Raw genomic sequence first — 12,787 nt, 5'->3', positions numbered from 1 at the left:
CCGTTCCCGCGTGCGGCGTCAAAAAAGCGTGCCCTGGCGGCGGCCGCCGAAATCGCGTTCGACGCCGGCGACGCCCCAGCCTTTTTCCGTGAGCACGCGCCCCTGCGGCGTGCGTGCGATGTAGCCTTCCTGAATCAGATACGGCTCGTGCACTTCCTCGAGCGTGTGCTCGTCCTCGCCGACGGCGACGCCGATCGTGCCCAACCCGACGGGCCCGCCGTTGTAGTTCTGCGCGAGCGTGCGCAGGATGCGCTTGTCCATGTCGTCGAGCCCGTGCGCGTCGATTTCGAGCAGTTCGAGCGCGGCGGCGGCAGTCGGCTTGTCGATTTCGCCGTTCCCGCGCTCCAGCGCGTAGTCGCGCGCGAAGCGGATGAGATTGTTCACGATGCGCGGCGTCCCGCGGGCGCGCCGCGCGATCTCCATCGCGCCGCCGTCGTCCACGGCGATGCCGAGCTTGGCGCAGTTGCGCCGCACGATCTTGAAAAGATCCTCGTGCGTGTAGTAGTCGAGGCGCGTCTGCAGCGTGAAGCGGGAACGCATCGGCGCGGTGAGCAGGCCCGTGCGCGTCGTCGCGCCGACGAGCGTGAAGCGCGGGATCGACAGGCGCACGCTGCGCGCGTTCGGGCCCTGGTCGATCATGATGTCGATGCGGAAATCCTCCATCGCCGAGTAGAGAAATTCCTCGACGACCTTCGAGATGCGGTGGATTTCGTCGATGAAGAGAATTTCGCCCTCCTCGAGCGCGGTGAGCAGGCCCGCGAGGTCGGCGGGCTTTTCGATGACGGGCCCGGAAGTGATCTTCACCTTCGTGCCCATTTCCTCGGCGAGAATCAGCGCGAGCGTCGTCTTGCCCAGCCCCGGCGGTCCGTGGAGCAGAATGTGGTCGAGCGCGCGGTGTTCCCGCCGCGCCGCGCCGACCATCACGCGCAGGCGCTCGATCGTGCGCGGCTGCCCCGTGAAGTCGTCGAAGTTCGGCGGGCGCAGCGCCTGGTCCAGCGTCGAGTCCTTGCGCGCGAGCGCCTCTTCGAAATAACTGCGCGGCGCCTCCTCCTCGGGAACGCTCGGCTCTGTCTTCTTTTTCGCCATCGTGAGCAAGACAATAGCGCGTTCCCGCGAAAAAAGGAAGCGCGCTTCGCGCGGCGCAGAGCTCAGTTTTTCTTCACGAGGACGAGGCGGCCGTTTTCCGGCGCGAAAAATGCGACGACCAGATCGCGGAGAAGCGGATACTCCTCCGGCTCGAAACGCGTTTTGCTCAGCCGAATCCGCGCGAAGAACGCGAACTCGTCGCCGTCGCGTTCCCGCGAAAAGAAGACTTCTCCGACGGCGTTCGACGCGGAAGAGTGGACGGTTTCGCCCGGCGTTCCCTCCGGTTCCCAACCGTCCGCGAGGCGGATTTTCATGCGCACGGACTCTTCGAGCTTCTGCGCGAGCGTCGGCAGTTCGAGCGCGGCGACGCGCTTTTCCGCGAGCAGCGCGGGCTGAATCGCGGCAAGGCCTTTCGGCGAACGCGGGAGCTTGAGCACAAGCACGCCGTCCGTCGGCTTCAGCGCGCGCGTTCCCGAAAACTCGACGGCGTTCGCGCCGCGTACGGCGCGCTTCGCCTCGAGATTTTCCGGCGCGGCGTCGCCGAGAAATTCCTTCGCGAGCGCGGCGGCTTCTTTTGCGACGGGCACGCCCGAAAATTCAAAACTCCCGCGCGTGTTCGCGGATTCGGCAGAAAGCGCAATCTCCTCGACGACGCTCAGGCGTCCGAAAAGGAGCGGAGTCGAAGCGTCCACGGGAAACGCGCCCGCGGAGGTTTCGACGAAATACGCGCCGAGGCGTTCGTCGCGGGAAACCGAAACGTCCTTTTCGCCGACGGCGACGAACATCGCCCGCAGCGCGCGCGCCTTTTCCGCGGGAACGCCGTAGGCGGAGCGCAGCACCGCGTCGGGCGCGCGCAGATCGGCTTCTCGGAGCAGCGCGTCGGGAATCTTCGCCGTCGCGACGTTTTCGCGGACGAACTTCGCGAGCGCGGCGAGTTTTTCTCGGCGCGTCATCGAATCGTTCACGAGCGAGGCGACGAGACCCGCGCCGTATTCGCCGAGCGGCGGGACGGCTTCCATCGCGCAGAAATCGCGCGCCGCCGAGCGCGGCATTCCGGGGTAAATCACGGGAACGTCGTCGCGCACGTCGGCGAGAGGTTCGCGGGAACGCGCGGGAACGTCGAAATGCTCCGTCTGCGCTCCGTTGAAGTTCAGCACGAGCCGCGCGCACGGGAACGGCATGTCCGCGCGCTCGTCGAAGAGCGACTCCGACGCGGATCGGGTGAAGATCGAATAATCGAGAAAAATCTCCGCGCCGGGTTCGAGCGCCGTGTGCGTGACGACGAGCTCGCGCAGGAAGTCGAACGCGGGCGCGTCTTCGGCGCAGCGCGGGAGCACGGTGTTGAAGGCGTTTTCGGGAACGTCCGTGCGCGTCGAGCCGTCCGCCGAAATCGTGTAGGCGGCGTTGATCTTCACGCGCTGAAACTGCGGGTTGTAGACGATGAACGTTTCGCCGCAGAGCTGGTTGACCGCGGCGAGCGTGTTCACGCGCAGCGCCGTCCGGCAGCGGAATTCGCAGACGTCATCCGCGTCGAACGAATAGTATTTTTCCACGCTTTCGTAGCGGGCTTCGGGGAGCGCCTCGGGAAAATTCGCGAAGCGGGGCGAGGCGGGCGCGGTCTCGCGGGAAGTTTCCGGCGCGGCGCCGCCCGCGTCTTCGGCGAAGGCGGGAAGCGGGCAGAGCGCGAGCGCCGCAAAAAGCGCTATTCCTTTTTTCATCGTCTTCATGGCGGAAAAATCGTTGTTCGTCATTGTTTTTTCAATACGACCGGCGTTTCGGCGAACGCCTTGCCGGCGCGCAGCGCGTCGCGGACGGCGGGCCAGTCTTCGGGTTCGTAAACGCGTTTGTTCATCGTCAGTTTCTGGGAATAAGTCAGCGCGCCGCCCTGCACGGAAAGCGTTCCCGCGAAGGACGCCGCCGCGCCTTCGGTCTTCTTCTCGACGCGGCGGGGCTCGGCGCCGAAGGGCAACGCGACGCGTTCCGAAAATTCCGCCGTGCGGGAACACGAGTCGCGGAAGGCGAAGCGGCGCGTCTCCGGCGACGTATCCATTCGCTCATGACGCCGCCCGCGCGGAAAGACGTTTCTGAAGACGATGGGCTCGTAGATCAGCGAGCCGTCCGGTGCGACCGCCGCGTAACGCGGCGCGCGGAAACGCGCCTTCAGCCGCAGCGGCATTTCCAGATAAGCGCGCCAGTCGTTGCCGAGCTCGATTTCGAGGATTTCGACGTTCGGCGCGATCGCGCGCAGCTCGCGGGCGATCATCTCCGGCCAGTCCTCGACGCGGCCTTCGATGAAGGGGCGGCGGATACGCGCGTCCGTCTGTCCTTCCGCCTCCAGCAGATATTCGCCTTCGAGCGTCCCGTCGGCGCCGAGCGTTCCCGTCACCGACACGCGCAGGTAGTGGTTTTCCGCGGGAGCGACGGGCGTCTCGCGCAGCTCCGAGCCTTCGGGGACGCCGGGCAGGTAATGCTGCTGCGATTCGGCGGACGACCACAGTTCGCGCTCGAAGGGCACCCACGTCGGGTCGAGCGGCGTCCATTCGCCGTCGAGCTTCACGAGCGCGACGCAGTGGTTGAAGTGGTCCGCGGGAACGTCCTCGATGCGCGAGCCCGCCATCGTCATCGCCGCGCAGGCCTCGAAGCCCGCCATGCGCAGCATCGCGACGAGCAGCGACGCCTTGTCCTTGCAGACGCCGCAGCGGTCCGTGAAGTTCATGTCCGTCGGGTGCAGCGTGTAGCCTTCGCCTTTGCCCATCGAAATGCCCGAATAGCGCATGTTGTCTGCGACCCAGTGCGTGAGGCGCGCGACCTTTTCGCGGTCGTCCTTCGCGCCGGCGACGATTTCGTCCGTCTTGCGCTGCGCGGCGGGCGTCGGACGAAAGCTGCCGAAATCCTCGTTCACGCGGTGGAACCAGAGCGATTTTTCCCGCCACGAACGCGTCGTGGAAAGCAGCAGTTTCGGCGCTGCGTCGAAGAGATCGACCATGTTCGGCTCTTTTTTGAACGGCGTGACGTCTTCCGCGATGAAGCGGTATTCCGTCCTGCCGTCCTCGAGAAAACGCGCCTCCGCGCGCACGTCGCCGCGGTAGAATTTGTACTGAAGCGGCTTGCGGATCGCGACCGAATAAACCTTTTTCTCGATGGGCGCGCCCGTCGTCCAGAACGGCACGATGTCGTAAAATTCTCCGCGCATCGGCGGCACGAACTTGCTGTCGGCGTCTTCCGACGCGGCGTCCGGCGTTCCCGCGGCGTTTTCGGCGCCGAGCAGCGCGTAGGAAAAACCGCGCTTCTCGATGCCGTATTCGAGCACGTCGCCCGGATTCAGTCTCCCGATTTCGAGCACGATCTGCCGTGCGCTCCAATAGATGTCGCGCGCGGGAGCGGGGCGGTCGTGCGCCTCCGTGCAGTCGAGCTTGCGCTCGCTTCCGTCGGCTCCGATGACGCGCGCCTCCGCGAATTTCGCCTCGGCGGTCAGCGGATCGTAGTCGTATTTCACGACGCGGTTCGCGAACGCGCCCGCGGGCGTGCCGATCTTTATTCTTTTGAAAATGCGGAACGCGGCGCTCCCGTCGTCGTTCACGTCGGCGTGAGTCTCGTCGGCGAGCACGACGTAATCCGCCTTCGCCGCGGCCTCCTCGAACTCCGTTCCCGCGGACGCGAGCGCGGCGGCGCAAAAAAATCCGATGGCGAAAAAAACTTCCCGAATCATGCGGAAAGCTTAGCCCGCCTTCCGTCCCCGCGCGAGCGCGATTTTTTGATTGAAGCGTTTTGCGCGGCGGCGAGGAAGATTTCAGAGGCGCGAGGGCGGGAGGACGAGGTCGGGGCGCGCCTTCATGAGCTTGACGCAGAGCGTCGCGTTCGCGAGGTAGGCGAACGGCAGCAGCACGAGCAGACCGAGCCCCAGCGTCATCGCCGCGCCGACGAGCACGAACAGCGCGAGGCAGATTTCGACGAAAAGAACGCGCAGAAACTTTCCCCGAGTGATGAGCCACGCGTTTTTGAGCGCGGCGAACGGGTTCGTCCGTTCCGCGTCGAGCGCGAGGTAGGGCGCGAAGCCGAGGCGGATTTCGAGCCAGTACGCGGCGCAGAAAAAGAGGAGCGCGCACGCGAGCGCGACGGCGCCCGCCGTTCCCGCGTAGCCGTCCGTCACGAGCGCCCAGTCCGTTTCGTCGCATGCCGCCAGGATTCGATCGAGCTGCGTTCCCGGATCGTCCGGGTCGATTTCCTCCGCGGCTTCGGCGAGCGGCGCGGCCGCCTTCTCGAGGTTTTCGAGGGCGGCTTCGAGGCGCGCGCCGTCGGACGCCAGAGGCGCGACGAGGCTCGCGAGCGCGAGGACGAGGAGCAGAAAGACGGGAAGGACGACGATCGCGGAGGCGGCGAGCGCGCGCAGCCACGGGAGAAAGAAGAGTCGCTTCAGCGGGAACATGTCGGCGAAGGTCGCCGCTTCGCCGCGATCCCAGAGGCGGACGACGCTGAGGAAGACGAGCGTTTCCGCGAACGGTGTGAGGAATTTGGAACCGACGTCCGTGACGCAGTCCAGCGCGACGCCGACGAACCACCAGAGAACGCCGCCCGCGAGCAGCAGCCAGAAATTGCGGCGGAAGAACAGGGCGCTCCACGCGTCGGAGAAGACGGAGGCTGCGGAGACTTCCGGCGTGATGCGTTCGGGCGCTGCGGCTTCGGGAAACCACGTGCCGCGGACGGCGCCGAAGCGCGCCCAGTCGGCTTCGTCCGTGCGCCAGACGAGCGTTCCCGCGTCGATTTCGCCGGCGGCGAGCTTTTCGGAAAATTCCGTTTTCGTGAACGGACCGCGCTTGACTCCGTCGTCGGTCGCGAACCAGTAGAAATCTGCGTTTTCGGAGGAATTTTCGCTCATGGCGGGAACGCTACGGGAGGGCGCGGGGCGGTTCAAGCGAAAATTTCGGTCGCGCTGCGGCGCGGGAAAATCGCGGCATGCAAGAAAATTTTTCAAAAATTTCAAAAAAAACTTGCGTAAGTCGTTCGAATGCTTTTTTTTCGTCGTTCCTTTATATTCAATTTCAAGTTCAGGATATGCCGACAATCAATCAACTCGTCCGCAAACCGCGGGCTAAAGCCAACATCAAGTCGAAATCGCCCGCCTTGAATTGCTCGCCGTTCAAACGCGGCGTCTGCATTCAGGTCATGACGCGTACGCCCAAGAAGCCGAACTCGGCTCAGCGCAAGGTTGCGAAGGTCCGCCTCACCTCGGGCACGGAAGTCATTTCCTACATTCCGGACGAAGGCCACAAGCTGCAGGAACACAGCGTGGTGCTGATTCGCGGCGGTCGTGTCAAGGACTTGCCGGGCGTGCGTTACCACATCGTGCGCGGGCCGCTGGACTGCGCGGGCGTCGAAAAACGCCGCCGCAGCCGTTCGAAATACGGCGTGAAGCGTCCGAAGGGCGGCAAATAATTTCAGAGAGACAGGAGACTTTATTCAATGTCACGTCGTCGTAAAGCAAACAAGAAGGCGCATCAGCCCGATGCGCGTTACAACAGCCCGCTGGTGAGCCAGCTGATCAACGTCGTCATGAAGAACGGCAAGAAGACGGTCGCGCAGCGCATCGTCTACGGCGCGATCGAGCGCGTCAGCGAAAAGCTCGAAAAGGGCGATCCGATGGAACTTCTTCTCGGTGCGCTGGAAAACTGCCGTCCGAAGCTTGAAGTGAAGAGCCGCCGCGTGGGCGGCGCGACCTACCAGGTCCCGGTCGAAATCTCCCACGAGCGCCAGACGAGCATGGCTTTCCGTTGGCTCGTGAACGCCGCCGCCGGCCGCAAGGGCCAGCCGATGATGGAATCGCTCGCCGCGGAATTCATCGACGCGTACAACAACACGGGCTCGGTCGTCAAGAAACGCGAAGAGACGCACAAGATGGCGCAGGCGAACCGCGCGTTCGCGCACCTTCGTTGGGGCAACTAATTTTTTAATCGAAAAGTCGAGCATACTTTTACAATGGCCGCCGCACTTTCCAGCAAGAACTCCTCCGGGCGCAAGGCTCCGTTGGAATACACACGTAACTTCGGCATTGCCGCTCACATCGACGCGGGCAAGACCACGACCTCCGAGCGTATCCTCTTTTACGCGGGCGTCATCCACAAGACGGGCGAAGTCCATGAAGGCGCCGCCACGACGGACTGGATGGAGCAGGAACAGGAGCGCGGCATCACGATTACGTCCGCCGCGGTTTCCTGCGGATGGACGGTCGCGGACGGTCCGTTCGCGAAGATTCCGCATCGTCTGAACGTCATCGACACGCCTGGTCACGTGGACTTCACGGCGGAAGTGGAGCGTTCGCTCCGCGTGCTCGACGGCGCGGTCGCGGTTTTCTGCGCGGTCGCCGGCGTGCAGCCGCAGTCGGAGACGGTGTGGCGCCAGATGAACAAATACAGCGTTCCCCGCATCGCGTACATCAACAAGATGGACCGCACGGGCGCGGACTTCTTCAACGCGGTTAACGGCATCCGCGAAAAGCTCCGCGGGAACGCGCATCCGCTTTACATTCCGATCGGCGCGGGCGAAACGTTCACGGGTCTCGTGGACCTCGTCAAGGGCTGCGCCTACGTTTACGACGAAAGCGATCCGAAGGGCATGAAATACGCCAAGACGGACGTTCCCGCCGACATCAAGGCCGACTACGAAAAATATCGTGAGGAACTGATCGAAGCCGTTTCGGACTTCGACGACACGATCGCCGAAAAATACCTCGGCGGCGAGGAAGTCACGGCGGACGAGCTCCGCGTGGCGATCCGCAAGGCGACGCTTTCCCTGAACTTCGTCGGCGTCATTCCGGGTTCCTCGTTCAAGAACAAAGGCGTTCAGATGGTGCTCGACGCGGTCGTCGACTACCTGCCGTCCCCGCTCGACCTGCCGCCGATGAAGGCGTTCAAGGACGACGGCGAGACCGAAATCGGCGTGGAGCCGGACGACAACGCGAAGCCGGTCGGCCTCTGCTTCAAGCTCTGGTCCGACCCGTACGTCGGTCAGCTCGTGTTCTTCCGTCTTTATCGCGGCACGCTCAAGAAGGGCGACGCGCTCTACAATCCGCGCACGCGCAAGACTGAACGCGTCTCCCGCCTCATGATCATGAAGGCGATGGACCGCGAAGAAATCGACACGGCTTACTCCGGAGACATCTGCGCGCTCATCGGTCCGAAGGAAATCGTGACCGGCGACACGCTCTGCACGCGCGAAGAAGACATCATCCTCGAACCGCCGTCCTTCCCGGAACCGGTCATCTCCATGGCGATCGAACCCGCCACGAAGGCCGACCAGGAAAAGCTTTCCATCGGTCTGCAGCGCCTCGCGCAGGAAGACCCGACGTTCCGCGTTTCTTCCAACCAGGAAACGGGGCAGACGATCATTTCCGGCATGGGCGAGCTTCACCTCGACATCATCGTCGACCGTCTCCGCCGCGAATTCAAGGTCGAGGCGAAATCCGGCCGTCCGCAGATTTCCTACCGCGAAACGATCACGGGCAACTCCCGCGGCGTCGGCAAGTTCGTCCGTCAGTCCGGCGGTCGCGGTCAGTACGGTCACGCGGAAATCGAGATCGAACCGAATCCGGGCAAGGGCATCGAAATCGTCAACGAAATCGTCGGCGGCGTCATCCCGAAGGAATACATCAAGCCGACCATCGAAGGCATTCAGGAAGCCGCGAACAACGGCACGATCGCCGGTTATCCGGTCATCGACTTCAAGGCGCGCATCGTCTTCGGTTCGTTCCACGAAGTCGACTCCTCCGAAATGGCGTTCAAGATGGCGGGCATCTTCGCTCTTAAGGACGCGATGGCGAAGGCGTCTCCGATTCTGCTCGAACCGATCACGAAGGTCGAGGTCGTCACGCCCGAGGAATATCAGGGCGACATCATGGGCGACCTGAACCGCCGCCGCGGTCAGATTCAGAACATGGAGACGAAGAACGGCGTCTGCACGATCGACGCTATGGTTCCGCTGCAGACGATGTTCGGTTACGCGACGGACGTGCGTTCGCTCTCGAAGGGCCGCGCCTCCTACACGATGGAGCCGGACCACTTCGAACAGGTTCCCGCGAACGTCCTCAAGGAAATCGTCGAAACGGCTTCCCGCGCTCCGGCCCGTTCGTAATCCGCAAACAATTCAACTCAGATTTTTACAGCTATGGCTCGTCAAAAAATTCGCATCAAACTCAAAGGATTCGACTATCGAGTGATCGATCAGTCCGCGGGCGAGATCGTGGAAACCGCGAAGCGCACCGGCGCTCGCGTTTCCGGTCCCGTGCCGCTGCCGACCTCCATCGAGCGTTGGACGGTGAACCGTTCGCCGCACGTCGACAAGAAGTCGATGGATCAGTTCGAACAGCGCACCCACAAGCGCCTGATCGACATCATCGGGCCGACCGCGCAGACGGTCGACGAACTCAAGAAACTGAATCTTCCCGCGGGCGTGGACATTTCGATCAACGTCTGAATCCGCAACCGCAACAACAACTGAAAAATTTTCGTTTTTCGGATAGGCTTAGGACTGTAAAAGAATCGACATAGAAGATTTCGCAGCCTAAAGCAGGTCTGTGCAAACGGAATTGAACCTCCACCTGCCTCTTAGACAAAATGAAGTTACAACTGATTGGCAAAAAAATTGGGATGACCCAAATCTACGACGGGAACGCGAATCTCGTTCCCGTGACCGTGGTTCAGGCGGGTCCGTGCCCTGTCGTCCAGGTCAAGACCACCGAGTCTGACGGATACAATGCCGTACAAATTGCCTACGGCGCCCAGAAAAAAGAGCGTTTGACGAAGCCCGAACAAGGGCACTTCGCCAAGGCCGGAATCGATCCGCACGCCGTGCTGAGCGAAATCCGCTTTGACGACAAAGCTCCCGAATACAAGGTCGGCGACGTGCTGACCGTCACCACCTTCAAGGAAGGTCAGATCGTTGACGTCATCGGAACGACGAAAGGTCGTGGTTTCCAGGGCAACGTCAAGCGTCATAACCAGGCCGGGCAGCCGGCTTCCCACGGGCACATGATGCACCGCCGTCCGGGCTCCATCGGGATGCGCCAGACGCCGGGTCACGTGTTCAAGGGCAAGGACATGCCGGGTCACATGGGGCAGGTCCGCCGCACGACGCAGAATCTCACGGTCGTGAAGATCGTCGAGGACCAGAATCTTATTCTCATCAAGGGCAGCGTTCCCGGCGCGAACGGGGATCTCGTTTACGTCCGTGAAGCCAAGAAAGCCAAATAAGGAGAACTGAACGATGAAACTCAAAGTTTACACAGTCGACGGCAGTTCCTGCACGGAAAAAGAATTTGCGCTCCCGCAGCTTGAAGAAGGCAAGGGCGTCGCGGCGCTGAAGCAGACGATCGTCGCCTACCAGGCGAATCTTCGCCAGGGCAGCGCGAAAACGAAGGATTACGGCGAAGTCGCCGGATCCGGCAAGAAGCAGGGCCCGCAGAAGGGTTCCGGCGGCGCCCGTCACGGCGACAAGCGCGCTCCGCAGCTCTACAAGGGCGGCGTCGTTTTCGGTCCGCGTCCGCGCGACTGGTCCAAGTCCGTCAACGGCAAGATGAAGAAGCTCGCGTTCGCGCGCGCTCTCGTCGATCTGGCGAACGAAGGCGGTCTCAGCGTCATTGAGCGCTTCGAAGCCGCGCAGCCGAAGACGAAAATCATGAACGGCGTTTTCGCCAAGGTGTTCCCGAAGGGCAAGATGCTCATCGTTTCGGAGGCCTGGGACGACAACACGGTTCTTTCCATCCGCAACATCGAGCGTGTCTCCGTCACGGACGCCGCGACGCTCAATGCGCTGGATCTCGTCGCCTTCGATCAGGTTCTGGTCAGCGAACAGGGACTCCAGAAGATCATCGAACGCGCTCAATAAGGAGAATATTCAACATGAAATCCGCATACAGCGTCCTCAAACGTCCGCTCGTCTCGGAAAAGACGGCGGCTCTCGCGGAAGCGAACAAGTATGTTTTTGAAGTTTATCCGAACGCGGATAAGCCCGAAATCGCCAAAGCGGTCGCGGACACCTTCAAGGTCACCGTCGAGCGCGTTCACGTCGTCAACACCAAGGGCAAGGTGAAGCAGTCCCGCACGAAGCGCGGCGCCGTCATCAAGGCTCCGGATGTTAAAAAAGCGATCGTCACCCTCAAGAAGGGCGACAAGATCGAACTCATTTAACGTTTAAAAGACAGAGGAACATAGCATATGGCACTCAAATCTAATCGTCCGCTTACGCCTTCGCAGCGCTTCCTGGTCCGCAACAAGCAGGAACTCGCGAAGAAGCGTCCGGAGAAGGACTTGGTGGAATCCAAGAACCGCACGGGCGGCCGCAACAACAACGGACGCATCACGTCGCGTCGTCGCGGCGGAGGGCACAAGCGCCTCTACCGTCTTGTCGATTTCCGTCGCGCCAAGGTCGAGATCCCGGCGACGGTGCTCGCGATCGAATACGATCCGAACCGTTCCGCGAATCTCGCTCTCATTCAGTACACGGACGGCGAAAAAGCCTACATTCTCGCTCCCGAAGGTCTGAAGGTCGGCGCCACGGTCGTCTCCACGATGAATCCGGTCGAAGAATTCAATCCGGGTTGCACGGTGAAGCTCCGCTACATCGCTCCCGCGACGTTCATCCACGCGATTCAGATGGAACCCGGTCAGAAGGCGCGCATCGCGCGTTCCGCCGGCAACGCGGCTCAGCTCCTCGGCATCGAAGGCGATCTCGCGATCGTCAAGATGCCTTCCGGCGAACAGCGCTATCTGAACGCGGACTGCCGCGCGACGATCGGCTACGTCGGCAACGGCGAGCACTACAACCGCACGCTCGGCAAGGCCGGCCGCAACCGCTGGCTCGGACGCCGTCCGCGCGTCCGCGGTATGGTGATGAACCCGGTCGACCACCCGAACGGCGGCGGTCAGGGCAAATCCAAGGGCGGCGGCGGTCGTCAGCACCTGTCCTCCCCGTGGGGCCAGCTCGCGAAAGGCTTCCCGACGCGCATCAAATCCAAGTCCACGAACGTTCACATCATCGTTCGCCGCAACGGACGCAAAGTTAAGAAGGGCTAATAGACAATGGCACGTTCAATCAAAAAGGGCTTTTACGTCGAAGCTTCTCTCATGGAGAAGGTGCAGGCGGCGCAGAAAGCCGGAGACCACAAGCCGATCAAAACCTGGTCGCGCCGTTCCACGGTGACCCCGGACTTCGTCGGGCTCAACCTCAACGTTCACAACGGGAAGGTTTTCGTTCCCGTGTACGTGACCGAAAACATGGTTGGCCACAAGCTGGGCGAATTCGCGCCGACGCGCACGTTCAAGGCTCACACGGCTCCCACCAAGAAGGCCGTCTAATCCGTGAAAACGCGTTCCGCAGTCTTCGCCGTCCTCGCGGGCTCGATGCTTTTCGGGCTTGCGGGAACGCTTTGCGGCAAGGTGCTTTCCTACGAAGCACATTCGGGGAACGTCGCCTGCGTCCGCGCGGTGGCTGCGGGAACGAGCGCGGATCTGGTCCTGCTTGATTCGGGGATGAAGGACGATTTCTGCGCGGGAACGCTTTGCGTCGTCGAACGCGACGGTGTTCCCGCCGGAGAGCTCATCGTCGCCGAAGCGGACGCGGATCGGGCTGTCGCTCTGATCACGCAACTCAATAACAATCAAACGATTCGGGCCGGCGATCCGGTCAAAATCAAAACCATCACTTTTTAACT

At 62.2% G+C, this 12,787-nt stretch carries 14 protein-coding genes; 10 read left to right on the top strand and 4 right to left on the bottom strand.

Annotated elements, in window-relative coordinates; translation table 11 throughout:
• Positions 1–18: 18 nt before the first annotated feature.
• The 4 genes from ruvB to ACQREB_RS05010 form a co-directional block, all read right to left on the bottom strand.
• Positions 19–1,086 (bottom strand): Holliday junction branch migration DNA helicase RuvB, encoded by a 1,068-nt coding sequence (ruvB, locus tag ACQREB_RS05025; protein ID WP_427766045.1) that lies wholly within the window; start codon positions 1,084–1,086, stop codon positions 19–21.
• Positions 1,087–1,148: 62 nt separating this feature from the next.
• Positions 1,149–2,804 (bottom strand): DUF3857 domain-containing protein, encoded by a 1,656-nt coding sequence (locus ACQREB_RS05020; RefSeq protein ID WP_427766042.1) that lies wholly within the window; start codon positions 2,802–2,804, stop codon positions 1,149–1,151.
• Between the two features lie 29 nt (positions 2,805–2,833).
• Positions 2,834–4,795: a DUF3857 domain-containing transglutaminase family protein gene (locus ACQREB_RS05015; protein WP_427766039.1), complete on the bottom strand. Its 1,962-nt coding sequence runs from the start codon at positions 4,793–4,795 to the stop codon at positions 2,834–2,836.
• Positions 4,796–4,876: 81 nt separating this feature from the next.
• The gene (locus tag ACQREB_RS05010; protein WP_427766036.1) at positions 4,877–5,962 is read right to left on the bottom strand and encodes a DUF4339 domain-containing protein; all 1,086 of its coding nucleotides are present in this window, start codon (positions 5,960–5,962) and stop codon (positions 4,877–4,879) included.
• Positions 5,963–6,138: 176 nt separating this feature from the next.
• Between ACQREB_RS05010 and rpsL the strand changes: the two genes are divergently transcribed.
• The 10 genes from rpsL to ACQREB_RS04960 all read left to right on the top strand — a co-directional run bounded on the left by rpsL (position 6,139) and on the right by ACQREB_RS04960 (position 12,785).
• On the top strand, positions 6,139–6,519 hold the full coding sequence (gene rpsL / locus ACQREB_RS05005; protein ID WP_427766176.1) for a 30S ribosomal protein S12: 381 nt from the start codon (positions 6,139–6,141) through the stop codon (positions 6,517–6,519).
• A gap of 27 nt (positions 6,520–6,546) precedes the next feature.
• Complete coding sequence (gene rpsG, locus ACQREB_RS05000; protein WP_427766034.1) at positions 6,547–7,026, top strand: 30S ribosomal protein S7; 480 nt, start codon at positions 6,547–6,549, stop codon at positions 7,024–7,026.
• A 33-nt stretch (positions 7,027–7,059) separates the two neighbouring features.
• A complete protein-coding gene (fusA, locus tag ACQREB_RS04995; RefSeq protein ID WP_427766031.1) occupies positions 7,060–9,210 on the top strand; it encodes an elongation factor G in 2,151 nt (716 codons plus the stop codon).
• Positions 9,211–9,243: 33 nt separating this feature from the next.
• The gene (gene rpsJ, locus ACQREB_RS04990; RefSeq protein ID WP_427766029.1) at positions 9,244–9,552 is read left to right on the top strand and encodes a 30S ribosomal protein S10; all 309 of its coding nucleotides are present in this window, start codon (positions 9,244–9,246) and stop codon (positions 9,550–9,552) included.
• 140 nt (positions 9,553–9,692) lie between these two features.
• Complete coding sequence (gene rplC / locus ACQREB_RS04985; RefSeq protein WP_427766026.1) at positions 9,693–10,328, top strand: 50S ribosomal protein L3; 636 nt, start codon at positions 9,693–9,695, stop codon at positions 10,326–10,328.
• A 13-nt stretch (positions 10,329–10,341) separates the two neighbouring features.
• Positions 10,342–10,962, top strand: coding sequence for a 50S ribosomal protein L4 (gene rplD, locus ACQREB_RS04980; protein ID WP_427766023.1), 621 nt, complete (start codon positions 10,342–10,344; stop codon positions 10,960–10,962).
• A 14-nt stretch (positions 10,963–10,976) separates the two neighbouring features.
• On the top strand, positions 10,977–11,264 hold the full coding sequence (gene rplW, locus ACQREB_RS04975; protein WP_427766021.1) for a 50S ribosomal protein L23: 288 nt from the start codon (positions 10,977–10,979) through the stop codon (positions 11,262–11,264).
• A 27-nt stretch (positions 11,265–11,291) separates the two neighbouring features.
• Entirely contained in the window at positions 11,292–12,149 is an 858-nt protein-coding gene (rplB, locus tag ACQREB_RS04970) for a 50S ribosomal protein L2 (protein ID WP_427766018.1), read from the top strand.
• A gap of 6 nt (positions 12,150–12,155) precedes the next feature.
• Positions 12,156–12,431, top strand: a complete 276-nt coding sequence (gene rpsS / locus ACQREB_RS04965) for a 30S ribosomal protein S19 (protein WP_427766015.1) — start codon at positions 12,156–12,158, stop codon at positions 12,429–12,431.
• 3 nt (positions 12,432–12,434) lie between these two features.
• Entirely contained in the window at positions 12,435–12,785 is a 351-nt protein-coding gene (locus ACQREB_RS04960) for a hypothetical protein (RefSeq protein WP_427766012.1), read from the top strand.
• Positions 12,786–12,787 lie beyond the last annotated feature (2 nt).

Source organism: Candidatus Spyradosoma sp. SGI.093 (assembly GCF_050314555.1).
Classification (GTDB): Bacteria; Verrucomicrobiota; Verrucomicrobiia; order Opitutales; family UBA953; genus Spyradosoma.
Note: the sequence above shows the minus strand (reverse complement) of the source record. Positions and strands in the feature narration are given on the sequence as shown.